A 22,416-nucleotide genomic window follows, 5' to 3' on the forward strand; every position below is an offset into this window, starting at 1 on the left:
GCTTCCGCAATCGTGATCGGCCACGCTGGCCTTGTCCGGGCGTGTAGGAGCTGCGGGTAAGGTTTCGTTCACCGCTTTTTATTAAATTTGGACCGAGTTTTTTGGTCACTGCCGATCTTCGGAAGCGATGAGAGTATGGCGTTTGTTTCCATCATGCGGCGTTATGTGCTGCCCGTGCTGCTGTCGACAGCGCTGACGACGTGCTCGACGGATGCGCTCGTTCCGCCCGGCAGCGTGGATAGCGGCACGAAGGTCGGTTCCATCTCGCCGCCACGGCGCCAAGCGCCGGTCAACATGCCCTCCAGCGCCATCGATCAGGCCTATCCCGCCGGCAGTCAGCCCGTCCAGGGCTCCGTCGATTATATGAATACGCCCAATCTTGCCGGTCGCGGACAGGCGAGCGCAGCGCCTCCGATGACCAACGATCAGGCGTCGGCCGGTGCACGCGGTGCTGCGGGCCAGTTCAGCGGCCAGCCGGCCACCTGGGGCGGGACGCAGACGCTTGCCGTGCCGCCCGAGGGCGTCAACATGGATGCCGAGCTTGGAGCCGAGCCGGTTACCGGTCTTGCCCAGGAAGAGCAGCAACAGATCGCCGAGGGGCAATCGGACCAGCCCGTCGTCGATGGCATCGGCACCGATAACCCGACGCAGATGAACCGGATGCGCGCGCCACGGCCAGCGAGCCAGGCGGCGATGGGGCAACAGCAGCAGGTATGGGGCGACGGCAGCACTGTCGTGGCGCCGGCGCGCGTGCCTGAAGAGAGCGAGCCGCAGGAAGTGGCGATGCTGCGGCCGAACAATCCGATGGACAGCGAGCCGCAGATGAGCCAGCCGGCACCGGCTGTGCCCGGCGTGATGCCAAGTTCGGAGCTCTCCTGCCGGCGCGAACTGAAGCGGATGGGCGTCGTCTTCACCGACAAGCCACCGATCTCCAACGGGCCGGCATGCCAGGTGCCTTATCCGATCTCGCTGCAGGGTCTGTCCGGCAATATCGGCGTTCGCCCGGCGGTGACGCTGAACTGCCAGGTGACGCTCGCCTTCGCCAAGTGGGTGAAGAACGAGCTCGCGCCATCGGCACGGTTCCGTTATTGGTCCGGCATCAAGACGATCCAGCCGCTTGGCGGCTATAGCTGCCGCCGCATGAACAACAGCCGCCAGCGTTACAATCCGATGTCCGAGCATGCACATGGCAACGCGATCGATGTCGGCAAGTTCGTGTTGAAGAGCGGGCACGAGATCGACGTGCGCAAGAAGGGCCTGTTCTCCTTCCGCGAGGGCCGGCTGCTCAAGGCCGTGCGTACCGATAGCTGCAAGTATTTCAACACGGTGCTCGGCCCCGGCAGCAATCCGGAGCACTGGAACCACTTCCATTTCGACCTTCGCGAGCGCAAGAGCGGCAAGGTCTATTGCGACTGACGGCATTCGCGGCTCGGCATCGACGCGGCTGCGGGAATCGCTTTAAACGGGCTCCCTATCAGTAAGAGGAGATCGTTGTGGCCGAGAAAAAGCGCCCGAACATTCTGTTTTTCATCGCGATCGTGGTGATCGCCGCCGTCGCGGTGTTCGGCGGCCGTTGGTATGCCTATGTGGCCTATGCGAGCGATCCGTTCGATGAAGTGGGGATCAGCCTCAACATGAAGATGCCCGATTTCATTCGCGTCAAAGGCTGCGAGATGCTGAAGGCGCGCTTCGAAGGCAAGACGCTGCCGCCGGCCGGTTGCAGCGTGAACGGCGCCTGGTAGCAAGGCTGTGGGGGCCTTGTAGTCCTGACGATCGAGGAACCGCGTTTTCAATTGCATCGTTTTCGAGCAAATGAATACTCTGTTCGCAGTCAATGGGATGTAAAACTGTCGCGGAGCGGCTATATAGCGGCGAAATCCTTCCTTTCGTCTTCAAGAGCCCTTCATGGCCCCCATCATTTCCATCCGCAATCTCACGAAAATCTACGGTAACGGCTTCCAAGCGCTGAAGGGCATCGATCTCGATGTGGAGAAGGGCGAAATCCTCGCACTTCTCGGCCCGAATGGCGCCGGCAAGACGACGATGATCTCGATCGTCTGCGGCATTGCCAATCCGAGCGGGGGAGCCGTGCTTGTCGGCGGCCACGACGTGGTCAAGGACTTCCGGGCGACACGGTCGATGATCGGGCTTGTGCCACAGGAGCTCACCACCGACCAGTTCGAGACGGTGTGGAACACGGTCAGCTTTTCGCGCGGCCTGCACGGCAAGAAGGCCGATCCGGCGCATATCGAAAAGGTGCTGCGCGACCTGTCGCTTTGGGACAAGAAGGACAATACGCTGCGCCAGCTCTCCGGCGGCATGAAGCGGCGCGTCCTGATCGCCAAGGCATTGAGCCACGAGCCTGAAATCCTGTTTCTCGACGAACCGACGGCCGGCGTCGACGTGGCGTTGCGCAAGGACATGTGGCACGTCGTCGAGAAGCTGCGCGAAGCGGGCGTCACCATCATCCTGACGACGCACTATATCGAAGAGGCCGAGGAGATCGCCGACCGCGTCGGCGTGATCAATGGCGGCGAGCTGCTTCTGGTCGAGGACAAGACGGCGCTGATGGCCAAGCTCGGTCGCAAGCAGCTGATTCTGGAGCTGACCGAGCCGCTTGAGGCTTTACCGGCAATCTTCACGGGCAACGGGCTTGCGCTCACCGCCGGCGGCAACCGGCTGACCTACGAATTCGATGCCGAGAACGACCAGGAAAGCATCGCCGCGTTGCTGACGCGGCTTGCCGAACACAACATCCATTTCAAAGACCTGTCGACGCAGCAGAGTTCGCTCGAAGATATCTTCGTGGCGCTCGTGGGAGGCGCAAAATGAACTTCGAAGCCGTCAAATCCATCTATTTCTTCGAAATGGCCCGCACTCGCCGCACCCTGTTGCAGAGCGTGGTTTCGCCGGTCATCTCGACATCGCTCTACTTCATCGTCTTCGGTGCGGCCGTCGGGTCGCGCATCCAGGAAGTCGAGGGGATCTCCTATGGCGCCTTCATCACGCCGGGCCTGATCATGCTGACGTTGCTGGGGCAGTGCATCGGTAACGGCTCCTTCGGCATCTACTTCCCGAAATTCACCGGCACGATCTACGAAGTGCTGTCGGCGCCGGTGGCGATGGCCGAGATCTTGCTCGGCTATGTCGGGGCGGCCGCGACCAAGGGGTTGATGATCGGGGTGATCATCCTGCTGACGGCGAATTTCTTCGTCGAGGTGAGGATCGAGCACCCGTTCATGATGGCGCTGTTCTTCGTGCTGACCGCCGTGACCTTCAGCCTGTTCGGTTTCATGATCGGTCTCTGGGCAAACAATTTCGAGCAGCTTAACCTGATCCCGATGCTGGTCGTGCCGCCGCTGACCTTCCTTGGTGGCAGCTTCTATTCGATCAACATGCTGCCGCCCTTCTGGCAGGCGGTCAGCCATTTCAATCCGGTGCTCTATCTGGTCAGCGGCTTCCGCTGGAGCTTCTACGGCATTGCAGACGTCAATCCGCTGATCAGCCTCGGCATGATCTCGCTGTTCCTGGCGATCTGCCTGGGAACGCTCGGCTGGATGTTCCGGACCGGCTACAAGCTGCGCAACTGATGCTGCTTCATCGCCGATCGATGGCCTCGCGCGACGGGGAATCCTCGTCGCGCTCCGGTCGGGCACTCAGCGTCATGTAGGTCACGATGACCACGATCGCGCCGAGGAAGAGGAGGCTGGTATAGATCGTCCCAAATCCGAGGCCGCCATACTCGACCGGCTGTGACAGCAGGTCGCCCAGCGATGCGCCGAGCGGACGCGTGACGATATAGGCGAGCCAGAAGGCGAGAATGGCGTTCATGCCGCCGCGATAGTAGGCGAGTGCGATCACCGCGATCACGCCGGCGAACAACAAGGCTGTGCTGAGATAGCCGAGCTCCATCCGTTCGGCGATGAGGTCGCCGGCAGCTGTGCCGAGCGCGAAAGTGAACAGGATCGCCAGCCAGTAAAGGGCTTCACGTCGCGTCGTGAAGATGGTGTGGATGGAGAGCGTGCGTTCGAGCGCGTACCAGCCGAGGAAGGTCAGAAAGAGCGCGATCGAAAAGCCGATGGTGGTGACATCAAGCGGGACGCCGAAGTTGTCGACCAGATTGTCGGTGACCAAGGTGCCGACAATGCTGATCAGCACGACGGCGGCCCAGTAGGCCGACGGGACGTATCGCTTCATCGAAAACTGGATGGCGATGGCGACAGCGAGGATGGCCGCCATGATCACGGAGGTCACGGTCAGGCCGAGCCCCAGATTGACGGCGAGATAATCGGCGGCCGTCTCGCCCATGGTGACGGCCATCAGCTTGATCAGCCAGAAATCGACCGTCACGTTCGGAACGCGGTTGGCGGGCTCGTGGCCAGCTCGAATGGCGTTTGTCATCACGATGCCTCGCTTCTTACTTGCCCATGATCTTCATGGCTTCGGCCAGAAACTTGTCGGAGCGCGCATCGTCGTCGGCGTTGCAACGTTCGACCGCCTTGGTCTCAAGGTCGTTCACCTTCTTTGCGTCAGCATCCGCGAGCTTCGCTGTTGCCTTCGTGGCGCGCATATCCTTCAGCATGTCCTCGCAAGGTGCCGGTGCTGCATGCGCGGGCATCGAGACGAGAACGAAGCCCAGGGCGACGAGGGCGTTCAGGATGCCTGCTACGGCGATGGTCTTCATGATGCGTGTCCTTCTATTGAGTGGTCGTGTTGAGCGGGGCGCGGCGTTGTTCGCCGATCCGCAAACAGACACTAGGGGCAGTGACATACGCTGGCCTCGCCGGCACCATACGTTTTCGTAAGGTTTGCAAAGCGCGATGGCATTCCCGCCGGAAACGGGTAGCTTGGCGATGCCGAATAGTAGGCGGAAGCAACGGACTTCAGGCATGTGGGTATTGGTGGTCGAAGACGACCGGCGGGCGGCCGATTACGTGGCGAGAGGGTTTATCCAGGCTGGCCATTCTTGCGATGTCGTTCATGACGGGCGCGACGGGCTGTTTCAGGCTACGCGCGAAGCCTACGACGTCGTGATCGTCGACCGCATGCTGCCGGGGCTTGATGGCCTGTCCCTCGTCAAGGCCTTGCGGGCCGCGCGGATCAGTACGCCGACGCTGTTTCTGACCGCTGTCGGCGGGGTCGACGATCGTGTGGATGGACTTGAGGCGGGCGGGGACGATTATCTGGTCAAGCCCTTTGCCTTCTCGGAGCTTCTGGCACGCGCGAACGCGCTGGCGCGGCGGCCGCGTCTGCAGGAGCAGAAGACGGTGCTGCGTGTCGCGGATCTGGAGCTTGATCTCCTGCGTCGACAGGTGACGCGGGCAGGGCAGATCATCGACCTGCAGCCGCGTGAGTTTACGCTGCTTGAAGTGCTGATGCGCGGCGAGGGGCGCGTGGTGACGCGGACCATGTTGCTGGAACGCGTGTGGGACTTCCATTTCGATCCGAAGACGAGCGTGGTCGAAACACATATCAGCCGCCTGCGGGCAAAGATCGACCGGCCGTTTGCGGTGCAACTGCTGCATACGGTGCGCAACACGGGCTACAGTCTGCATGCGCCGCGTTAATCTCCTGCGCAGCACGCCCTTTGGCCTGGCGATGACCTTCGGCGTGCTTTTCGTCGCCGCCTTCCTGGTTGCCGGCGCGATTACCTATCGCATGCTGAACAGCGGTCTCGAACGCCAGCTGGATGATACCGTCAACGAGATCTACAGCGCGATCGCCTCGACCTATGCGCAGAACGATGTCGAGGACCTGATCGCTGCGGTCAACACCTATTCGAGCCTGCGCTCGCCGGATCAGGGCGTGTTTTTACTCAGCGATGCCAATGGCAAGCGGCTGGCGGGCAATCTGGCACTCCCCGTGACGAGCGAAGGTCTGTCGAGCATTGGTGCGTCGTCGTTGGGGTTGCCTGACGGACATTCCTACCGCGTGCGCAGCGGTCTTGTTGGTGGCAACCGGCTGGTGGTGGGCCGCAGCTTCGCGGAGAAGGAGAGGCTTGGCGAAATCCTGCTGGTAAGTCTCGGCTGGGCCGCCGGCGTCATCGTGCTGATCGCCGTTGGTGGCGGCGCTTTCCTGGCGACCCGAGCCCAGCGGCGCCTCGACGCGGTGGCGCGCACGATGATCGATGTGTCGAATGGCGAGCTTGCAACGCGCATTGCCTTGCGTGGGAATGGCGATGACATTGATCTGGTGTCCGAGAAGATCAATCATGCGCTTGATAGGCTGTCGGGACTTGTGGAGGGCATGCGGCAGGTGAGCGCCGATATCGCGCACGAGCTGAAGACGCCGCTCAACAGGTTGAAGATGACGCTTGAGGACGCGGCGGAACGAACGGAACGCGGTGAGCCGGTCGGGCAACAGATCGCCGACGCCTGCATGGAGAGCGATCAGATCAACGCGACTTTCGAAGCGCTGCTGAGAATCTCCCAGATCGAGGCCGGTGCCCGGCGGGCGCGTTTTCAATCGGTCGACCTGGCCGATGTCATGTCATCGGTCACGGAGATCTACCGTGATGTGGCTGTCGACGCCGGCCAGACATTGCGTTTTGTCGCGGTTGATGCTGCCGGCATGCATCTGATGGGGGACCGCGAGCTGCTGATCCAGATGTTCGTCAACCTGATCGAGAACGCTATCACCCACAGTGGGACAGGAACGCTGATCGAGCTTTCGCTGGTCCGCCGCGACAATCTGCTTCTTGCCGGTGTGGCGGACAATGGCGTCGGAATTCCCACCGCGGAACACACGAAGGTGTTTCGCCGGCTCTACAGGCTCGACAAGGGCCGGACGTCGGCTGGCAGCGGTTTGGGGTTGAGCCTCGTGAAGGCTGTTGCCGACCTGCATTCGGCCGAGGTGGTTCTGGAGGATAACCAGCCCGGAACGCGCGTGCTGGTTCGTTTTCCCGCCCTGCGCTAGGCAGTTGGGCCATGACTGCGGCTAGTCGCGCATCCTGAGTTCGTCGGTTTGCATCTGCAGCGAACCCAAGGTCTCCAGGAAGCTCATGCCGAGCAAGCTCTGGTCCAGCCGTCCGTCCTCGGCGACGCTGCCGGCGACGTTGTTGCGCACGATGGGGCCGATCGCCACTTCAGAGAGCGTGACGGGTGCTGCCTGGGCCCGGCCGTTGGCGGTCATCACGCTCATCGAATAGGTCAGGTTATCTGGGATGATGCCGACGCGCTCGGCGTCTTCGCGCGAGAGCGCGATCATGCTGGCGCCGGTGTCGACCAACATCGTGATGGTCTGGCCGTTGATCTCGACATCGGCCTCGAAATGACCATTCAGCAGCTTGTGCAGGATGACTTCCTTGCCGCCTTCGCTGGTGGTCACGACCACGGCGCGGCCGGGAATGAGGCCAGCCAGCAGACGGTTGCCGACGCTGAGCGCGTCGTAGCGATAGAGATAGACGGTGGCGAGGCCGAGGATCAGCACCAGCCAGATCATCATGTGGCGCATCGTCTCGCCGACGCTGATGCGCCGTCCCCATATGCCGGCGGCCAGCATGAGCGCGATGGGGAGAAGATAGAGCATGCGGCCGAAATCGTCGGTCCTGACGCCGAGGATTTTGGGGCTGTCGTGATTGAAGAGCAAGATGAGAAGGCCGATGCCGAGACCGCCAAGTCCAATCGTCAGCCTGTTCATGCGGTGAGCTCCGTACTTGCCATCGTCTCGCGCGATGCCGAGGGCGGTATCGCTTTCATCCTGGCGGGCAGCAGGCGCATGACCGCGTCCCTCTTTTCATCCGAAAACGCCGCCCAGCCGGCAATCTCCTCGATCGTTCGGCCGCAGCCCGCGCAAAAGCCGCTGGATGAATCAATGGAGCAGATGTTGATGCACGGGCTTATCATGACAAATGATATCGTTGTTTCACAAAGCCATGGCAAGAGCACACAGCGCCGCCATCTCGGAAATTTGAGCGGTGGCGCCCAGCGTATCGCCGGTGTGGCCGGAGAGGGTCACGCGGGCCAGTCGGGTGAAGATCATCGCACTGAGGCCGCAGGCAAGCAGCGCGCAGATAAGCGGCAGCAGGCCGAGGCTCGGCCAGATCAAGAGTGCCGCCAGCGCGCAGGCCGAGACGACCGCGATCTGCATGACGCCTTCGCTGGGCTGGCCAACGGCTGCGGCCACGCCATCGGCCTTGGCCGGCGGCAGGCGGTGCCAGTGCCAGACCAGAGCGCCGCGGCTGATGCAGCCGATGGCGGGCAGGGCGAGGGCGGCGGCAAACGGTACGACGCCACGTGCGATCGCGGCAATGGCGGCGGCGCGAATGGCGAAGGAGAGGATCAGCGCGATGGCGCCATAGGTGCCGATGCGGCTATCCTTCATGATCGACAGCCGCTGGGCGCGGTCGCGGCCGCCACCGATACCGTCGGCGCAATCGGCAAGGCCATCCTCGTGCAGCGCGCCGGAGACGATCGCCTGTACCGCCAGCGCCACCAGCGCCGACATCAGCCGGTCGGCGCGCAGGCCGAGCATGACGAGCAGAACGATTGCGGGCAGCAGGCCGATGATGATGCCGGCGACCGGAAAGGCGCGCGCGACGCGACCGAGTTTTCCGTCATATCCCGCGAAAGCCGCGCTAGGCATGGGAATGCGGCTCAGGAATGCGACGGCGCGCGCGATATCCGCCACATAGGTTGCGATGTTCATGGCGCGTCCGCTCCCGGGGATGATGTCTGGCGCTTTTTAGAGTTGTTCCGCTTCGCGGCTGGATTTAAGAGTGGCCGCGAAAGAAGCTGATTTGCAGCCATAAGACAAGTTTACAGACGAGACAAGGAAGCCGCATCCATGAGCGTTTCAGGCCTGCCGTTCGACGATTTCCGGACACTTCTGCGCGATCTGCCGGGGCCGGATCCACGGGCGCTGGTCGCTGCCCGCGAGCGCGATGCCCAGTTGACCAAGCCGCCCGGCTCGCTAGGGCGCCTTGAGGAAATCGCCTTCTGGCTCGCCGCCTGGACGGGCCGCACGCCCGCCGTCAACCGGCCGCTGGTGGCGATCTTCGCTGGCAACCATGGTGTCGTGAAGCAGGGCATCACGCCGTTTCCGCCGACTGTGACGCAGCAGATGGTCGAGAATTTCGCGGCCGGTGGTGCTGCCATTAACCAGATCTGCGTCGCCTACGATCTCGGGCTGAAGGTGTTCGACCTGGCGCTCGATTATCCCACCGGCGACATCACCGAGGAACCGGCGCTTTCCGAGCGCGATTGCGCCGCCACCATGGCTTTCGGCATGGAAGCGATCGCCGGTGGCACCGATCTACTCTGTATCGGCGAAATGGGTATCGGCAACACGACGATCGCCGCATCGATCAACTACGCGCTGTACGGTGGCAATGCCCGCGACTGGGTCGGCCCCGGCACCGGCTCGGAAGGTGAGATGTTCGAGCGCAAGGTTGCCGCTGTCGAAAAGGCGGTGGCGCTGCACAGTGATCATCTCGACGATCCGCTCGAGATCATGCGCCGCCTCGGCGGCCGCGAGATCGCCGCGATGGCGGGCGCGATCCTGGCTGCCCGCGTCGAGCGCATTCCGGTGCTGATCGACGGCTACGTGGCGACGGCCGCCGCCGCGATCCTGCAGGCCGCCAACCCTTCGGCGCTCGATCACTGCCTGATCGGTCACGTCTCCGGCGAGCCGGGCCATCTGAAGGCGATCGAAATGCTCGGCAAGACGCCGCTTCTGGCGCTCGGCATGCGGCTCGGCGAAGGCACGGGGGCAGCGCTTGCCGCCGGCATCGTCAAGGCGGCCGCTGCCTGCCATTCTGGCATGGCGACCTTCGCGCAGGCAGGTGTGACAAACAAGCACGAACACTGAACTGATCGTCTGCGTTCAGGTTCGTGACAGGTTTATGACAGATGGCTTGCGACGCGAGCGTGTACACGCTATTCGCATTTTTCTGATATGAAGCGGCAGGCATTGCCGCCATCTACCTGACGACGAGGACGCCTGATGAAACCTGCCGTGACCAAACTCACCGGCATCAGCCACTTTTTTGCCGCCGCCAGTTACTCGCTCGGCGGCTTCAAGCGGCTGATCAAGGAGGCCGCGTTCCGGCAGGAGCTTCTTTTCGCCGCCGTCGCGCTGATCCTGCTTCTGGCGGTGGGCGCGACGCTTGTCGAGCTGATGATCGCAGTCGTCCTATTCCTGATCGTCTTCGCCATCGAGGCGCTCAACACCGCGATTGAAGAAGTCATCGACCGCATTTCGCCGGAGATCTCTAGCGTCGGCAAGCATGCCAAGGATCTCGGCTCCTTCGCCGTTCTCTGCATGCTCACCGCCTGCGGCATCTTCATGCTGTTTACGATCGGCAAGCATTTGATGTTTGGCTGAGGGGCGGTTTCTAGTCTATGATGTAATCGGTTGTGTTTACGCCGTAAGTGCATCTTTTAGGTGTTTTTGATATCCGCCATGCTGTCCTTTCCAGAGTAGGGAGGGGGAGGCGGTTGTGGCTGTAAGCAGCGTTTACGAAGCTGAGCGGAACGAGCGTGAAGAGGCTGAGCGAAACCGACATGCGGTTTTACTCGCGATTGTCGGCGCTGTCGTAACGACTGCAACGCTTGGCTTCATGGCCCTGGCACAACTCGGCGATTGGGTTGCTGCGATCGGCATAGGCGGGCTGATCGTGTTTGTCGGGATCTCTATCGGCGGCTTGCTCGGCTTTCTCTTTTCCGTTCCGCGGATACTTGCAAAAGACAATCCGTCACCGGCGCCTGCCGCCAAAGAGGCAACGTCTCGGACGAAAGCCGCTGTGGCCAATACGGCACTGAAGAGAGAACGACTGCTGGGGTCGAATACCAACCTAGAGCGAATATCGGAGTGGTTGACGACGATGTTGGTCGGCGTGGGGCTGACGCAGATAGGCTCGCTGGACCGCGCGTTTAACCAGTTCAGCGACTTCTTGAGCCGCAAGGCACAAGTCTTCATCATTGACGGACATGCCAGCGCAGGCGCGCTTCCCGCCGTGGGGCCGTTTCTTCTCGTCTGCGGTCTCGTTAGTGGCTTTATCTTCTTTTACATCTACACCCGCATCTACCTGTCGCCTCTCTTTCAATATGTGGAGATCAGGCTCTCGGAGGAGATCGGCGACCTGCCGCTGAAGACGGATGTCCCGGATTTCAAGGACGCAGCGGCGATGATCGGGGAGGCGTCAATGAGTGTGCCGATGGCCTACACGTCGGTTTCTGACGAACTCTCGATCAACGACAGTCTCGAGATCATCAAGAATGTGCTCTATCAACCGCAGGGCTATCGGAACGCAATCACGCTCGGCAACAAGCTCGTGAAGACACCGGCGGTCAAGATCGCTTATTACTGGTACCTGATGGCGGCCGCATACGGCCAGAAATTCCATGCACTGCGAGAGTCGGGAGCCCCGGAGGGCGAGCAACGGCTTGCGCGTCTGGCAGTGCTTGATGCGGCTCGAAAGGCTGTGCGTTTGAATTCGAACTTCAAGACGGCACTTGCCGAACTCGCGGATGCAGCCAGCTACGACAACGATCTGCAGGACTTTGCCGATGACAAGGACTTCAAGGCGATCGTTCGGTAATTCGCCTCAAGCAAAGCTGCGACGCTTGCGGGAGACAGCCTGGGCGTCTTCGACGGCCGGAACCGACTGCAGCACGCGTCGTGCCGGCAGGATGGCGATGACTTCGGTGCCTTCGCGCAGCTTGGATTTCAGGATGAACTGGCCATCGTGCTTGGCGAGGATCGCCTGAACGATCGGCAGGCCGAGGCCGGTGCCCTGTTCGGCGCTCTTGATGGCGATCGAGCCTTGGCCGAAGGCGGAAAGGACGACCGGTATTTCGTCTTCGGGAATGCCCGGTCCGTTGTCCTTGATGGAGATGTACTGGCCGCCGCCGGCGGTCCAGCCGACCTTGACCATGATCTCGCCGCCCTGCGGCGTGAACTTCACGGCGTTGGACAGAAGATTGAGGATCACCTGACGCATCGATTTCTCGTCGGCCCAGACGGCCGGAAGTTCGAGCTCGAATTGCTGCGAAATGGTGATGTTCTTGCCGCGGGCGCGCAGCTGCACCATGCCGATGCAGTCTTCGGAGATATCGAGCAGCGAGATCGCTTCTTCGCTGAGCTCATATTTGCCGGCCTCGATGCGGGAGAGGTCGAGGATTTCGTTGATCAGGTTCAAGAGGTGCTGGCCCGAGCGGTGGATGTCGCTCGTATATTCCTTGTAGGTCGCGTTGTTCAGCGGTCCCATGACTTCCGCCGACATCACCTCGGAGAAGCCGAGGATGGCGTTGAGCGGCGTTCGCAGTTCGTGCGACATGGAGGCGAGGAAGCGGGACTTGGCGAGGTTTGCCTCTTCGGCCCGGCGGCGGGCTTCATCCGACATGGACTTGGCGACTTCGAGCTCGGCGATCAGGTCGTCCTTCTCCGCCTGGTAGGAGAGGATGCGCAGGTTCTGCCGGAAGAGGCGGTCGCTGATGTAGTGGAAGAAGATAACGGTGGTGGTCAGCGTCGCGGTCAGGCTGATCTCGAGGATTTCGCGGGAAATGCCGGATTTGGCAACGAGGGCGAAGACGACGGGCGAGAAGGTCACCAGCACGCACAGCGTCAGCATATAGTTCCACATCGCCGTCAGCGACAGCGCGATCAGAAGCGTCGCGCCCTTGTAGAGCACGAGGTTTGCCGGCTCGCAGGCGGCGCAGTCCTGAATGGCGAAATAGGCCCAGCAGCAGCCGATCAGGAACTGGCCGAGCAGCAGCAGGCGGCGCCATTTGCGGGTGCGGATCGCCGTCATCTCGCGCTTGCGGGCACGGCGAGCGAGAAACACGTTCACGGCATGGGCCGTCAGCGTCAGTATGGCCCAGAGCACGATCTGGGTGTCGCCGGTGAAATAGATACCGAGGATCGCGATGATGATCACGAACAGCGGGATGATCGAGGCGCCCTGCAGCACGGCATTGATATAGAGGTTCAGCACATCGCGATCGAAGGCGCCGCTTGGCGCATGGCTCGATTGCAGGCGATCACGCGTCACCCGCACAGCCTTTGCGACGGGCTTGTTGCGGTGACTCCGTGATTTGTCGACGATATTCTTATCTGTCGATGTGCTTACGCCGTTACTCATTATACACGTGACGCTTGATCTGCGGATGCTTGCACACTAGGGCTCAAATATTAAGAAGTTGTTTGCCAATTTTCCCAAGGGTTTGTTTTTGAAGGAGGCGAAACCGTGACGCGGGGTTTCAGAACCGTTCGTGACGGTGTGACGGCCTTTGCGCTGCTCGCGTTCATCTGGCTGATCGCGGCCAAGCTGAACGATGTCCCCGAAATCTCCCACGCCGGCCGTTTCCACGCGGCTGATGGCGACAGCCTTGCGATCGGCGAGGAGAGGATGCGGCTGAAGGGGATCGATGCGCCCGAGCTTGCGCAGACCTGCGAGCGTGGTGGGGCGCGATGGGCGTGCGGGCAGGAAGCCAAGCGCTTGCTGCAGAGCCTTGTTGCCGGTGATGATGCGCGCTGCGTGGGAACCGAGAGGGATCGCTTTCAGCGGCTGCTTGTCGTGTGCCATGCGGACGGTACGGATATCAATGCCGTGATGGTGCGGCGGGGCATGGCGGTTTCCTATGGCGCTTATGGTGACGAGGAGGCTGAGGCGCGATCGGAGAAGGCCGGTCTTTGGGCCGGCGTTTTCGAGAGGCTGCGTGACTTCCGCGACCACAGGCAGGATGCCGAACGCGCGGGCGGCGTCAGAGGATTTTTAGGATGGTAGGTGCGGCGGATGGGCTGGAGGAGATGCGCGAGGCGATCGCCGGCTGCCGGATCTGTCGCGACGAGCCGCTGCGCGGGCCCGATCACCGGCTGCCGCATGAGCCACGGCCGGTGGCGGTGATTTCGACCAAAGCCAGGATACTGATCGCGGGGCAGGCGCCGGGGCTGAAGGTGCATGAGAGCGGCATTCCCTTCAACGATGCGTCAGGCGACCGGTTGCGCGAATGGTTGCAGGTCGATCGCGACACATTCTACGATCGCGATCGTTTCGCCATCGTGCCGATGGGCTTCTGTTTTCCGGGTTACGACGCCAAGGGCAGCGATCTGCCGCCCCGGCGCGAATGCGCGCCTCGGTGGCGGCCGCCTGTGGTCGCGGCCATGCCGCAGATCGAACTGGTGCTCGTCATCGGGCAATATGCGCAGGCCTGGCATCTGGGCAACGAGCGGCGCGGTAGCGTGACCGAGACGGTGCAGGCATGGCGGGAAGTCCTGTTTGCCAACCGATCGCCGGCCATCCTGCCGCTTCCGCATCCAAGTTGGCGCAACACGGGCTGGATCAGGCGTAATCCATGGTTCGAAGAGGAATTGCTGCCGGTCTTGAGGGCGCGCATCACAATGCTTGTGAACTGAAACAAATTTCTTTCAAACGGCCGGAATCGCGCTATACATAGAAAATAATTCGTAGGGGTGGGGATAAATGGACCGTCTTGATCGCAAAATTCTGCGCCTTTTGCAGGAAGATTCCACATTGGCGGTTGCCGATCTCGCAAAGAAGGTCGGTCTTTCCACGACCCCTTGCTGGCGCCGTATCCAGAAAATGGAAGAAGACGGCGTCATCAAGCGTCGTGTTGCCATCCTCGATCCTGAGAAGGTCAACACCAAGGTCACGGTTTTCGTTTCCATCCGCACAGCCACGCATTCGATCGAATGGCTGCGGCGGTTTTCGGAAGTGGTGGCGGACTTCCCTGAAGTCGTCGAGTTCTACCGGATGAGCGGCGACGTGGATTACCTGTTGCGCGTCGTCGTGCCGGATATCGCGGCCTATGATGCCTTCTACAAGCGGATGATCGCCAAGATCGAGATCCGCGACGTCTCCTCGGCTTTCGCGATGGAGCAGATCAAGTATTCGACGCAGCTGCCGCTCGACTATATGATCCTCGACAACTCGAAGTCCAACGAGGACTGAGTTCAGCCCTTGAGGACTGAAGTCAGGGCCGTCAGCTCTTCTTCTGAACTCGGGCGAGGATTTTCTCGCTCGTCAGTTCTCTTGCCGCATCCTTGCCGATCCACCTTGCCGTCTTGTCCGCGTCGGCGGCCAGCCGTTCCGCCAGCGTCAACGCGAGGGCGTGGCAATGCTGGTTGCGCTTGCCGATGTTGCGGAGCGCCCAGTTGACGGCCTTGCGCACGAAGTTGCGCGGATCGGTGGCGTGGCGTTCGATGAGCGGCAGAAAGCCGATGAGCGTTTCGTCCGGCTCCGTCTTCATGTGAACGGCGGCGCTGGCGATCATCGCGAAGGCGGTGCGGCGGACGAATTCGCGATCATCCGCCGCCATATCTGGGATCAGTGGTAGCAGCCCTGCCTTGACGAAGAGGTCTGCGGCGGTATCGACGATCTCCCAGGAGCGAAAGTCATCGGCCCATTTTCGGGCCTGGGTCTCCGTCAGTTGCTTCGGGTCGGCCGTGTAGAGCGCGAGCAGGCGCGCTTCCCTGATATCGTTTTTCCAAAGTTCCAACGCCCGCGCGTGGTCTTTCTTCACCGTGCGGGCGATCGCCTGCATGACCGGGTTGGAGATGCCGAGCGCCGTATCGGTCACGATGCCGAAACGGCGCATTCCTGATATCGCTTCCTCCGAGCGCAACGCGCGCAGATGCGCGATCAGATCCGCTGCGCTGGAGGAGGGGTCGATCATTTTTCGAGGCGGGCGAGCAGCGAGGACGTGTCCCAACGATTGCCGCCCATGGCCTGGACGTCGCCGTAGAACTGGTCGACGAGCGCGGTGAGGGGCAGCTTGGCGCCGTTGTGGCGGGCTTCGTCGAGAACGATGCCGAGATCCTTGCGCATCCAGTCGATGGCGAAGCCGAAGTCGTACTTGCCTTCGTTCATCGTCTTGTGGCGGTTCTCCATCTGCCAGGAGCCGGCGGCACCCTTGGAGATGACGTCGACGACCTTCTCGATATCGAGGCCGGCGCGCTTGCCGAAATGGATGCCCTCGGCGAGACCCTGGACGATGCCGGCGATGCAGATCTGGTTGATCATCTTGGTCAGCTGTCCGGCACCCGGCGCGCCCATCAGCCCGACCATGCGGGCGAAGGCGTCGATCACTGGCTTGGCCTGCTCATAGACGGCGTCCTCGGCACCGCACATGACCGTCAACACGCCATTCTCTGCGCCGGCCTGGCCGCCCGATACGGGAGCGTCGATGAAGCCCACGCCCTTTTCCTTGGCGGCGGCGTAGAGTTCGCGGGCAACATCGGCGCTGGCGGTCGTGTTGTCGATCAGGATCGCGCCTGCCTTCATCGTCTGCAGAACGCCGTCCTTGCCCGATGTTACCGAGCGGAGATCGTCGTCATTGCCGACGCAGGTGAAGACGAAATCCGCGTCGCGGGCGGCTTCGGCTGGCGTCGGGGCCGACTTGCCGCCGAATTTCTCGGCCCAGGCGGCCGACTTGGCGGCGGTGCGGTTATAGACAGTGACATCGTGGCCGCCTTTCACCTTCAGATGACCTGCCATGGGAAAACCCATGACGCCGAGACCGATGAATGCGACTTTTGCCATGTACCTATCCTTTCATGAATGCCGGCATGAGGAGTAGCCCAAATAGGGCGGGGCGAAAAGCCGCCGAAATGATGCGCGGTGTTCGCTGTTGGAACAAATTTCTGTTCAAGGCCCGAAATCGGGTCAGGATAATTTCGAGCGCGCCGAAAATCACAAACATAATTGTCGATATAATTTATAGATTTCAGCAGAATTTCCTCCATCGCAAACACAGCGGCTTCGGAGATCGGATCCGAGACACGCTGATCGAAAGGGGATAGCCATGATTTCTCGTCGACAGACACTGGGGCTTTTCGGCGCCGCTGCCGCAACCGCCATACTGCCCGCCATCCGGCCGGCGCGCGCCGCCGCCACCGAGTTTCGCATCGGCTGGCAGAAGAATGGCGTGCTGGCGCTCGCCAAGCGCCGAGGATCGCTGGAGAAGCGGCTTGCCGACAAGGGCATCACCGTCAGCTGGTCCGAATTCACCTCGGGGCCACCGCTGCTGGAAGCGTTGGGAGCCGGCGCGCTCGACTTCGGGGCGACGGGCGATGTGCCGCCGCTATTCGCACAGGCGGCCGGCGGCCAGCTCTATTATGTCGGCACCTATCGCGGCAGCGCCGCCGGCTCGGCGATCGTTGTCCGCACGGATTCTGATATCACGACGGTCGAAGACCTGAAGGGCAAGAAGGTCGCCTTCAAGCGCGGATCAAGCGCCCATAACGTGACCGTCAAGATACTCCGCAAGGCCGGCCTCAAGATCGACGACGTGGAGCCGATCGACCTGTCGCCACCGGACGCCGGGGCCGCCTTCAAGAACGGCAGCATCGACGCATGGTCGATCTGGGATCCCTATCTCGCCATTGTCGAGGCCGATCCGCAGACGCGTATCCTGTCCACCGCCGAGGGGATCGTGCCATCCTACAGCTACTTCCTTGCCAATGCCGGTTTCACCGATGCCAATGGCCAGGTCGTCAGCGATGTCATCGACGAACTCGCCAAGGTCGGCCGGTCCGCGCAGGGCAAGCTCGACGATACGATCAAGGAGCTTTCCGAGATAACCGGCGTTCCCGCCGATATCACCCGCGTGACGCTGACACGGGCGGGTGCCGATCTTGGCGGTGTGTCAACGATCAGCGACGACGCGGCGGCATACCAGCAGGCGCTGGCCGACGAGTTCTACAATCTCGGGATCGTACCGAAGCAGCTCACCGTCAGCAGCGCCATCTGGCATCCCGCCAGCTAAGACAGTTTCCAGTACAAGGATCATTTCCATGAGCAACAAGCACGATCCCATTAATTTTCTTTGGTTCATCCCGACATCGGGAGATGGCGCCTATCTCGGCTCCAACGATCTGAACCGCGCGCCGGAATTCGACTACCTCACGCAGATCGCTCAAGCCGCCGATCGTCTCGGCTATTCCGGCGTGCTTCTTCCCACCGGGGTGTCCTGCGAGGAATCCTTCGTGACGGCGGCGGCACTTGCGACCAAGACGGAGAAACTGCAGTTCCTGGTCGCCATCCGTCCCGGCACGGCGTCGCCCGCCTATTACGCGCGGTTGGCGACGACGCTCGACCGCATCTCGAACGGTCGTCTTCTGCTCAACATCGTCGTCGGCGGCAGTCCGGGCGAACTTGCCGGCGACGGCATCACGCTGGCGCATGACGAGCGCTACGCCCATGCCGACGAGTTCTTCACGGTGTTCGAGGAGCTGCTGGAGAAGGGTGTAGCCAGCTATGACGGCAAGTACATCAAGGCGACCAATGCGCGCCTCGGCTTCCCCTCCGTGCAAAACCCGCGTCCGCCGCTCTATTTCGGCGGCTCCTCGGATGCCGGTATCGATTTTTCGGTCGGCCGCGTCGACAAGTACCTGACATGGGGCGAGCCGCCGGCGCAGGTGGCGGAAAAGGTTCAGAAAGTGCGGGCCGCCGCCGCAGAGAAGGGCCGCGAGGTCAGCTTCGGCATCCGCCTGCATTTCATCGTTCGCGAAACCGACGAGGAGGCTTGGGCCGCAGCCGACCGGCTGATCTCCAAGCTCGACGACGAGACCATCCAGGAGGCGCAGCAGCGCTTCGTCAACGAGTCCGATTCCGTCGGCCAGAAGCGCATGGCAGCGCTGCATGGTGGCCGCCGCGACAAGCTCGAAGTGTCACCCAACCTCTGGGCGGGTGTCGGGCTGGTGCGCGCCGGCGCCGGTACGGCTCTGGTCGGTTCGCCGAAGACGGTGGCCGCGCGGCTGCGCGAATATCAGGATGTCGGCATCGACACGGTGATCGGCTCCGGCTACCCGCATCTGGAAGAGGCCTATCGCGTCGCCGAATTGCTGTTTCCGGAACTCGGCATCACCCGCGAGGAGCAGCGCCACGGCTTCGACAGCGACTTCGGCAAGCGCCAGGTTTTCGCTGGTGGCAGCCATGGCGGCAATCTCAAGGTGGTCTCCGGATCCTGATCGAACGGATGCGCTGCCCGCGACACGCTGGCAGCGCTTCAATGGACGGATGTCTGCCAGCGGGCCTGAGGCTGCGGCGACACAGAGGCGAGGAAGAACTCGATGTCGACATTCGATACGCCGATCGGCCGCGCGCTGACGGAGCGGACAGCGGGCAGGACGGCACAGAAACAAGGTTTCCGGCTGCCGGTGCCGGGGCGCGATCGGCTGCTGCCCTATCTGGTGCCGCTTGCCATCATCGCGGCATGGCAGCTTGGCTGTTCGCTGGGCTGGATCTCGTCGCGCATCATGCCGTCGCCGGCGGACGTCGCCGTGGCTTTCTGGTCGACGACGCTCTCAGGGCAGCTGCCGCATGATATTCTCGTCAGCGCCGGCCGTGCCTTCGCCGGGCTCGTCGTTGGTGGGGCGATCGGCTTTCTGCTGGGGATCGCCAATGGCGTCTCGAAGCTGTCCGAGCAACTGACCGATACGACGCTGCAGATGCTGCGCACCATTCCGCATCTGGCGATGATCCCGCTGGTCATCCTGTGGTTCGGGATCGGCGAGGAATCGAAGCTGTTCCTGACGTCGCTCGGCGTGTTGTTTCCCGTCTATCTCAACACCTATCACGGTGTGCGCAATGTCGATCGCGATCTGATCGAGATGGGCCGGGTCTATGGGATGAGCAACTGGACGCTGTTTCGCAAGGTGGTCTTTCCGGGCGCGCTTCCGTCGATCTTCGTCGGGCTGCGCTATGCGCTTGGCATCATGTGGCTGACGCTGATCGTCTCGGAATCGATCGCCGCGTCGTCGGGGATCGGCCACATGGCCAACAATGCCCGCGAGTTCATGATGACCGATGTCGTGGTGCTGGCGCTCGTCATCTACGCGCTTCTCGGCAAGCTCGCCGATGTCGTAGCCCGTTCGCTCGAGCGCCGGGCGCTCAGGTGGAACCCGGTCTATCAGAAGTAGGAGAGAGGCCATGACCCTCGTCGCACATGAGCGCTTCCAGGGCGCTGCCGATGCGCCGGAATATACGCATGACGCACATATGCCCGCGCGCAGCGGTGCCGCCGCGATCACCCTGAAAGGGCTGGAAAAGAGCTTTGGCGCCAACAGGGTGCTGCGGGGGATCAACCTGCACATTCCGGCCGGGCAGTTCGTCGCTGTGATCGGCAAGAGCGGCTGCGGCAAGAGCACGCTTCTGCGCACTCTCATGGGCCTGGACGCGCCGACGTCGGGCGAGCTTTCCTTCGACACGCTTGATGGGGGCGAGGCCAATGCGCGTATCGTCTTCCAGGAGCCGAGGCTGCTGCCATGGCTTGATGTTGCCGATAACGTCGCGGTCGGGCTTGGCGACAAGGTCGACCGGCGGGTGGCGGCGCGAGAGGTCGAGGCCGTGCTTTCGGAAGTGCAGCTGGCGGAGAAGGCCGGCGAGTGGCCGGCGCGGCTTTCGGGTGGACAGCGGCAGCGCGTGGCGCTTGCCCGCGCGCTGGTGAGCCGTCCCGGTGTTCTGGCGCTGGACGAGCCGCTCGGCGCGCTCGATGCGCTGACCCGGATCAGCATGCAGGAGCTCTTGGCGCGGGTCTGGCGCGAGCTTGGCTTCACGGCTGTGCTGGTCACACATGATGTCAGCGAGGCCGTGCATCTGGCGGACCGGGTGATCGTGCTCGACGAGGGCAGGGTGTCGCTCGACCTCGCCATTCCCCATCCGCATCCACGGCGTCACGGTAATGCCGATCTGGCGGAACTCGAGGGGCGGTTGCTATCGGCCATCCTCGGAACGGACGGCGGTCACTGATTGGTGACGGGTGCGCTTCAGGCTGGGCCTCAAGCTTCGGCGTCGGTGGGCCTGAAGCGGGCGGGCAGGTTTTCCTTGTAGGGATAATACTTGAAATAGGGCGTGGCTTCCTCAAGCACCCTGGCTACCGACGGGCGTTGCATCAGGCGCGCGTGATAGGCCGCGAGTTTCGGGACGTCGCTGCCGTAAGGCACAAGCGTCTCTGCGTAGAACAGGCCGGGTGCAGCGGCACAATCGGCCATGGTGAAGCTCGCACCAGTGATCCAGCCGTCAGCCGCCAGCTTGGCCTCGATCACTGCATAGGCACGCTTCAGTGCCTGACGCGCCTCTTCTGCTCTGGCCTCGCTCCCATCGGCGCGCATGCGCTCGCTGACGATCTGCTGCATCGGCTCCTGGACATAGAGATCGAAGAAGCGGTCCCATAGCCGCACATCCAGCGCCGCGTCGAAATCGTCTGGGATCAGCCGCGCGCTGCCGGGATGATAGCGGTCGAGATATTCGATGATGATGGAGGTCTCGAAAACCGTTCGGCTGCGGCCCGTATCCTCAAGCGCCGGCATTTTGCCGAGCGGCGAGAGCGCCAGAAAGGCCGTGCGCGAGGCTTCATCGCCGAGATTGACGAGCACGGGCTCGAACGGCGTGCCGCTTTCGTAGAGCGCGATCAGCACCTTGTGGCAGAAGGAGGCAAGCGGATGCTGATGCAGTACGAGTGTCATGAGAACGGATCCTTCGCGCCATTCGGAGGTTTCGAATGGCGCGATATCAGCATGTCGTCATGTAAGCGGCAAGCGATTATCCGTCTGCGGACGCTTTAGCGCAGCTTCGCAATCACCAAATGTCCCGGCGTCGGCTGGCCGTCTTCCATGCGGACGTTGATATCGGTGATCTCGATCAGCTCGAAGCCGGTGGCGTCGAGGCGTTCGCGGACGTAAGCCTCGGAATGCGCGAAGCGTTGGTGCGGGCCGACCATGTAGGCGCGGCCGGCGAGCTTTTCCTCGGGCAGGGTTTCCGAGGAGAAGATGAAGAGGCCGCCCGGTGTCAGGTTTTCGGCGGCGCCGAAGAACAGGGGTTCGAGGCCGCCCAGATAGGGCAGGACGTCGGTGGCGGTGATGATGTCGAAGGGGTCTTCGTCATTGTCGTCGAGGAAGTCCTCGACCTCTGCGACGAACAGCGTCTCGTAGAGGTCCTTCTCGTGGGCGATCTCGACCATGTTCTCCGAGAGGTCGATGCCGGTCATCTCCTCGCAGAGATCGCGCAGCGTGCCGCCGGTCAGGCCGGTGCCGCAGCCGAGATCAAGCAGGCGCTTGAAGGGGCCGAGGTTCAGCGCCTGCAGCCGCTGGCGCACCAGCATCGGCACGTGGTAGCCGAGCTGCTCGACGAGGACGTCCTCGAAGACTTCAGCATGCTGGTCGAAGAGGGTCTCGACATAGGCGTCGGGGGCTTTCGCCGGCGTCTCGCCACGGCCCATGGCGGCGATGCGCACGGCAGCACCGCCGTGGTCGTCGGGATCGATCGCCAGGACTTCCTCGTAGGCCTTCACGGCGGCATCAACGTCGCCGGCCTTTTCCAGGGAAAGGGCGCGGTTATAGGCTTCCGCGAGTGCCTCTTCGTCGATCTTCTGGGCCATGTCTGCTCACCATCGTTCGTTTGTTGCCCTGCCTCTAAGGCGCGCGGCCCGGTTTTGCAATGGCGACGTTGATGGCGGC

The 22,416-nt window shown here is 62.3% G+C and carries 26 protein-coding genes; 16 read left to right on the forward strand and 10 right to left on the reverse strand.

Annotated elements, in window-relative coordinates; all coding sequences use genetic code 11:
- Nucleotides 1-135 precede the first annotated feature (135 nt).
- The 4 genes from ACIQUB_RS03890 (at nucleotide 136) to ACIQUB_RS03905 (ending at nucleotide 3,590) form a co-directional block, all read left to right on the forward strand.
- On the forward strand, nucleotides 136-1,416 hold the full coding sequence (locus tag ACIQUB_RS03890) for an extensin family protein (protein ID WP_402928707.1): 1,281 nt from the start codon (nucleotides 136-138) through the stop codon (nucleotides 1,414-1,416).
- A gap of 77 nt (nucleotides 1,417-1,493) precedes the next feature.
- Nucleotides 1,494-1,742: a hypothetical protein gene (locus ACIQUB_RS03895; protein WP_018900603.1), complete on the forward strand. Its 249-nt coding sequence runs from the start codon at nucleotides 1,494-1,496 to the stop codon at nucleotides 1,740-1,742.
- A 163-nt stretch (nucleotides 1,743-1,905) separates the two neighbouring features.
- Nucleotides 1,906-2,832, forward strand: coding sequence for an ABC transporter ATP-binding protein (locus ACIQUB_RS03900; RefSeq protein ID WP_113236214.1), 927 nt, complete (start codon nucleotides 1,906-1,908; stop codon nucleotides 2,830-2,832).
- On the forward strand, nucleotides 2,829-3,590 hold the full coding sequence (locus tag ACIQUB_RS03905) for an ABC transporter permease (protein WP_018900601.1): 762 nt from the start codon (nucleotides 2,829-2,831) through the stop codon (nucleotides 3,588-3,590). The genes ACIQUB_RS03900 and ACIQUB_RS03905 overlap by 4 nt, the downstream gene beginning before the upstream one ends.
- A gap of 7 nt (nucleotides 3,591-3,597) precedes the next feature.
- Here ACIQUB_RS03905 and ACIQUB_RS03910 read toward each other — a convergent pair whose 3' ends face one another.
- Both ACIQUB_RS03910 and ACIQUB_RS03915 read right to left on the reverse strand, forming a co-directional pair.
- Nucleotides 3,598-4,401: a hypothetical protein gene (locus ACIQUB_RS03910; protein WP_402928710.1), complete on the reverse strand. Its 804-nt coding sequence runs from the start codon at nucleotides 4,399-4,401 to the stop codon at nucleotides 3,598-3,600.
- Nucleotides 4,402-4,417: 16 nt separating this feature from the next.
- Nucleotides 4,418-4,684 carry a hypothetical protein gene (locus tag ACIQUB_RS03915; RefSeq protein ID WP_113236216.1) on the reverse strand — a complete coding sequence of 89 codons (267 nt, stop codon included), beginning with the start codon at nucleotides 4,682-4,684 and terminating at the stop codon, nucleotides 4,418-4,420.
- 205 nt (nucleotides 4,685-4,889) lie between these two features.
- Between ACIQUB_RS03915 and ACIQUB_RS03920 the strand changes: the two genes are divergently transcribed.
- Nucleotides 4,890-5,567: a winged helix-turn-helix domain-containing protein gene (locus ACIQUB_RS03920; RefSeq protein WP_113236217.1), complete on the forward strand. Its 678-nt coding sequence runs from the start codon at nucleotides 4,890-4,892 to the stop codon at nucleotides 5,565-5,567.
- Complete coding sequence (locus tag ACIQUB_RS03925; protein WP_113236218.1) at nucleotides 5,554-6,915, forward strand: HAMP domain-containing sensor histidine kinase; 1,362 nt, start codon at nucleotides 5,554-5,556, stop codon at nucleotides 6,913-6,915. The genes ACIQUB_RS03920 and ACIQUB_RS03925 overlap by 14 nt, the downstream gene beginning before the upstream one ends.
- Before the next feature lie 21 nt (nucleotides 6,916-6,936).
- Here the strand turns inward: ACIQUB_RS03925 and ACIQUB_RS03930 are convergent, their stop codons facing one another.
- Genes ACIQUB_RS03930 through ACIQUB_RS03940 form a run of 3 tightly spaced genes read right to left on the reverse strand, consistent with a single transcriptional unit; the run spans nucleotide 6,937 to nucleotide 8,646 of the window.
- Nucleotides 6,937-7,638, reverse strand: a complete 702-nt coding sequence (locus tag ACIQUB_RS03930; RefSeq protein ID WP_018900600.1) for a TIGR02281 family clan AA aspartic protease — start codon at nucleotides 7,636-7,638, stop codon at nucleotides 6,937-6,939.
- The gene (locus ACIQUB_RS03935; RefSeq protein ID WP_113199929.1) at nucleotides 7,635-7,844 is read right to left on the reverse strand and encodes a DUF1289 domain-containing protein; all 210 of its coding nucleotides are present in this window, start codon (nucleotides 7,842-7,844) and stop codon (nucleotides 7,635-7,637) included. Before ACIQUB_RS03935 ends, ACIQUB_RS03930 begins: the two co-directional genes overlap by 4 nt.
- A 19-nt stretch (nucleotides 7,845-7,863) precedes the next feature.
- Nucleotides 7,864-8,646 carry an adenosylcobinamide-GDP ribazoletransferase gene (locus tag ACIQUB_RS03940; protein WP_113236219.1) on the reverse strand — a complete coding sequence of 261 codons (783 nt, stop codon included), beginning with the start codon at nucleotides 8,644-8,646 and terminating at the stop codon, nucleotides 7,864-7,866.
- Nucleotides 8,647-8,784: 138 nt separating this feature from the next.
- Here ACIQUB_RS03940 and cobT point away from each other — a divergent pair, with 138 nt between their 5' ends.
- The 3 genes from cobT to ACIQUB_RS03955 all read left to right on the forward strand — a co-directional run bounded on the left by cobT (nucleotide 8,785) and on the right by ACIQUB_RS03955 (nucleotide 11,539).
- Nucleotides 8,785-9,807 (forward strand): nicotinate-nucleotide--dimethylbenzimidazole phosphoribosyltransferase, encoded by a 1,023-nt coding sequence (cobT, locus tag ACIQUB_RS03945; RefSeq protein WP_047512304.1) that lies wholly within the window; start codon nucleotides 8,785-8,787, stop codon nucleotides 9,805-9,807.
- Between the two features lie 135 nt (nucleotides 9,808-9,942).
- Entirely contained in the window at nucleotides 9,943-10,323 is a 381-nt protein-coding gene (locus ACIQUB_RS03950; RefSeq protein ID WP_018900596.1) for a diacylglycerol kinase, read from the forward strand.
- Nucleotides 10,324-10,438: 115 nt separating this feature from the next.
- Nucleotides 10,439-11,539 (forward strand): hypothetical protein, encoded by a 1,101-nt coding sequence (locus tag ACIQUB_RS03955; RefSeq protein ID WP_162737383.1) that lies wholly within the window; start codon nucleotides 10,439-10,441, stop codon nucleotides 11,537-11,539.
- A gap of 6 nt (nucleotides 11,540-11,545) precedes the next feature.
- Here ACIQUB_RS03955 and ACIQUB_RS03960 read toward each other — a convergent pair whose 3' ends face one another.
- Entirely contained in the window at nucleotides 11,546-13,081 is a 1,536-nt protein-coding gene (locus tag ACIQUB_RS03960) for a HAMP domain-containing sensor histidine kinase (protein ID WP_113236221.1), read from the reverse strand.
- A gap of 105 nt (nucleotides 13,082-13,186) precedes the next feature.
- On the opposite strand from ACIQUB_RS03960, the gene ACIQUB_RS03965 reads away from it, so the two are divergent.
- The 3 genes from ACIQUB_RS03965 to ACIQUB_RS03975 all read left to right on the forward strand — a co-directional run bounded on the left by ACIQUB_RS03965 (nucleotide 13,187) and on the right by ACIQUB_RS03975 (nucleotide 14,911).
- Nucleotides 13,187-13,726, forward strand: coding sequence for a thermonuclease family protein (locus tag ACIQUB_RS03965; protein WP_113236222.1), 540 nt, complete (start codon nucleotides 13,187-13,189; stop codon nucleotides 13,724-13,726).
- Nucleotides 13,720-14,355 (forward strand): uracil-DNA glycosylase family protein, encoded by a 636-nt coding sequence (locus tag ACIQUB_RS03970; RefSeq protein ID WP_113236223.1) that lies wholly within the window; start codon nucleotides 13,720-13,722, stop codon nucleotides 14,353-14,355. The genes ACIQUB_RS03965 and ACIQUB_RS03970 overlap by 7 nt, the downstream gene beginning before the upstream one ends.
- A gap of 67 nt (nucleotides 14,356-14,422) precedes the next feature.
- Entirely contained in the window at nucleotides 14,423-14,911 is a 489-nt protein-coding gene (locus tag ACIQUB_RS03975) for an Lrp/AsnC family transcriptional regulator (RefSeq protein WP_113236224.1), read from the forward strand.
- A 31-nt stretch (nucleotides 14,912-14,942) separates the two neighbouring features.
- On the opposite strand, the gene ACIQUB_RS03980 is transcribed toward ACIQUB_RS03975, so the two are convergent.
- Together ACIQUB_RS03980 and ACIQUB_RS03985 are read right to left on the reverse strand one after the other, a co-directional pair.
- A complete protein-coding gene (locus tag ACIQUB_RS03980; RefSeq protein WP_113236225.1) occupies nucleotides 14,943-15,635 on the reverse strand; it encodes a DNA alkylation repair protein in 693 nt (230 codons plus the stop codon).
- A complete protein-coding gene (locus ACIQUB_RS03985) occupies nucleotides 15,632-16,501 on the reverse strand; it encodes an NAD(P)-dependent oxidoreductase (RefSeq protein WP_113236226.1) in 870 nt (289 codons plus the stop codon). Before ACIQUB_RS03985 ends, ACIQUB_RS03980 begins: the two co-directional genes overlap by 4 nt.
- 262 nt (nucleotides 16,502-16,763) lie before the next feature.
- Here ACIQUB_RS03985 and ACIQUB_RS03990 point away from each other — a divergent pair, with 262 nt between their 5' ends.
- The 4 genes from ACIQUB_RS03990 (at nucleotide 16,764) to ACIQUB_RS04005 (ending at nucleotide 20,710) form a co-directional block, all read left to right on the forward strand.
- Nucleotides 16,764-17,726 carry an aliphatic sulfonate ABC transporter substrate-binding protein gene (locus ACIQUB_RS03990; protein WP_113236227.1) on the forward strand — a complete coding sequence of 321 codons (963 nt, stop codon included), beginning with the start codon at nucleotides 16,764-16,766 and terminating at the stop codon, nucleotides 17,724-17,726.
- 28 nt (nucleotides 17,727-17,754) lie between these two features.
- Nucleotides 17,755-18,930, forward strand: coding sequence for an FMNH2-dependent alkanesulfonate monooxygenase (gene ssuD, locus ACIQUB_RS03995; RefSeq protein ID WP_113236228.1), 1,176 nt, complete (start codon nucleotides 17,755-17,757; stop codon nucleotides 18,928-18,930).
- A gap of 102 nt (nucleotides 18,931-19,032) precedes the next feature.
- The gene (locus tag ACIQUB_RS04000) at nucleotides 19,033-19,881 is read left to right on the forward strand and encodes an ABC transporter permease subunit (protein ID WP_113236229.1); all 849 of its coding nucleotides are present in this window, start codon (nucleotides 19,033-19,035) and stop codon (nucleotides 19,879-19,881) included.
- A 10-nt stretch (nucleotides 19,882-19,891) separates the two neighbouring features.
- Complete coding sequence (locus ACIQUB_RS04005) at nucleotides 19,892-20,710, forward strand: ATP-binding cassette domain-containing protein (protein ID WP_113236230.1); 819 nt, start codon at nucleotides 19,892-19,894, stop codon at nucleotides 20,708-20,710.
- Between the two features lie 29 nt (nucleotides 20,711-20,739).
- Here ACIQUB_RS04005 and ACIQUB_RS04010 read toward each other — a convergent pair whose 3' ends face one another.
- Both ACIQUB_RS04010 and ACIQUB_RS04015 read right to left on the reverse strand, forming a co-directional pair.
- Nucleotides 20,740-21,426: a glutathione S-transferase family protein gene (locus ACIQUB_RS04010; protein WP_113236231.1), complete on the reverse strand. Its 687-nt coding sequence runs from the start codon at nucleotides 21,424-21,426 to the stop codon at nucleotides 20,740-20,742.
- Between the two features lie 95 nt (nucleotides 21,427-21,521).
- Nucleotides 21,522-22,337, reverse strand: coding sequence for a methyltransferase (locus tag ACIQUB_RS04015; RefSeq protein WP_402928714.1), 816 nt, complete (start codon nucleotides 22,335-22,337; stop codon nucleotides 21,522-21,524).
- Between the last annotated feature and the right edge of the window lie 79 nt (nucleotides 22,338-22,416).

Source organism: Rhizobium sp. NPDC090275, assembly GCF_044772225.1.
Lineage (GTDB): Bacteria > Pseudomonadota > Alphaproteobacteria > Rhizobiales > Rhizobiaceae > Rhizobium.

Excerpts from the sequence above, each read along its gene's own strand:
- ACIQUB_RS03975 (WP_113236224.1), top strand. The coding sequence starts at position 14,423 with ATGGACCGTCTTGATCGCAAAATTCTGCGCCTTTTGCAGGAAGATTCC.
- ACIQUB_RS03935 (WP_113199929.1), bottom strand. The coding sequence starts at position 7,844 with ATGATAAGCCCGTGCATCAACATCTGCTCCATTGATTCATCCAGCGGC.
- ACIQUB_RS03925 (WP_113236218.1), top strand. The coding sequence starts at position 5,554 with ATGCGCCGCGTTAATCTCCTGCGCAGCACGCCCTTTGGCCTGGCGATG.
- ACIQUB_RS04000 (WP_113236229.1), top strand. The coding sequence starts at position 19,033 with ATGTCGACATTCGATACGCCGATCGGCCGCGCGCTGACGGAGCGGACA.
- ACIQUB_RS03970 (WP_113236223.1), top strand. The coding sequence starts at position 13,720 with ATGGTAGGTGCGGCGGATGGGCTGGAGGAGATGCGCGAGGCGATCGCC.
- ACIQUB_RS03920 (WP_113236217.1), top strand. The coding sequence starts at position 4,890 with ATGTGGGTATTGGTGGTCGAAGACGACCGGCGGGCGGCCGATTACGTG.
- ACIQUB_RS03990 (WP_113236227.1), top strand. The coding sequence starts at position 16,764 with ATGATTTCTCGTCGACAGACACTGGGGCTTTTCGGCGCCGCTGCCGCA.
- ACIQUB_RS03890 (WP_402928707.1), top strand. The coding sequence starts at position 136 with ATGGCGTTTGTTTCCATCATGCGGCGTTATGTGCTGCCCGTGCTGCTG.
- ACIQUB_RS03905 (WP_018900601.1), top strand. The coding sequence starts at position 2,829 with ATGAACTTCGAAGCCGTCAAATCCATCTATTTCTTCGAAATGGCCCGC.
- ACIQUB_RS03985 (WP_113236226.1), bottom strand. The coding sequence starts at position 16,501 with ATGGCAAAAGTCGCATTCATCGGTCTCGGCGTCATGGGTTTTCCCATG.
- ACIQUB_RS04010 (WP_113236231.1), bottom strand. The coding sequence starts at position 21,426 with ATGACACTCGTACTGCATCAGCATCCGCTTGCCTCCTTCTGCCACAAG.
- ACIQUB_RS03950 (WP_018900596.1), top strand. The coding sequence starts at position 9,943 with ATGAAACCTGCCGTGACCAAACTCACCGGCATCAGCCACTTTTTTGCC.
- cobT (WP_047512304.1), top strand. The coding sequence starts at position 8,785 with ATGAGCGTTTCAGGCCTGCCGTTCGACGATTTCCGGACACTTCTGCGC.
- ACIQUB_RS03910 (WP_402928710.1), bottom strand. The coding sequence starts at position 4,401 with ATGACAAACGCCATTCGAGCTGGCCACGAGCCCGCCAACCGCGTTCCG.
- ACIQUB_RS03960 (WP_113236221.1), bottom strand. The coding sequence starts at position 13,081 with ATGAGTAACGGCGTAAGCACATCGACAGATAAGAATATCGTCGACAAA.
- ssuD (WP_113236228.1), top strand. The coding sequence starts at position 17,755 with ATGAGCAACAAGCACGATCCCATTAATTTTCTTTGGTTCATCCCGACA.
- ACIQUB_RS04015 (WP_402928714.1), bottom strand. The coding sequence starts at position 22,337 with ATGGCCCAGAAGATCGACGAAGAGGCACTCGCGGAAGCCTATAACCGC.
- ACIQUB_RS03980 (WP_113236225.1), bottom strand. The coding sequence starts at position 15,635 with ATGATCGACCCCTCCTCCAGCGCAGCGGATCTGATCGCGCATCTGCGC.
- ACIQUB_RS03940 (WP_113236219.1), bottom strand. The coding sequence starts at position 8,646 with ATGAACATCGCAACCTATGTGGCGGATATCGCGCGCGCCGTCGCATTC.
- ACIQUB_RS03915 (WP_113236216.1), bottom strand. The coding sequence starts at position 4,684 with ATGAAGACCATCGCCGTAGCAGGCATCCTGAACGCCCTCGTCGCCCTG.
- ACIQUB_RS03900 (WP_113236214.1), top strand. The coding sequence starts at position 1,906 with ATGGCCCCCATCATTTCCATCCGCAATCTCACGAAAATCTACGGTAAC.
- ACIQUB_RS04005 (WP_113236230.1), top strand. The coding sequence starts at position 19,892 with ATGACCCTCGTCGCACATGAGCGCTTCCAGGGCGCTGCCGATGCGCCG.
- ACIQUB_RS03930 (WP_018900600.1), bottom strand. The coding sequence starts at position 7,638 with ATGAACAGGCTGACGATTGGACTTGGCGGTCTCGGCATCGGCCTTCTC.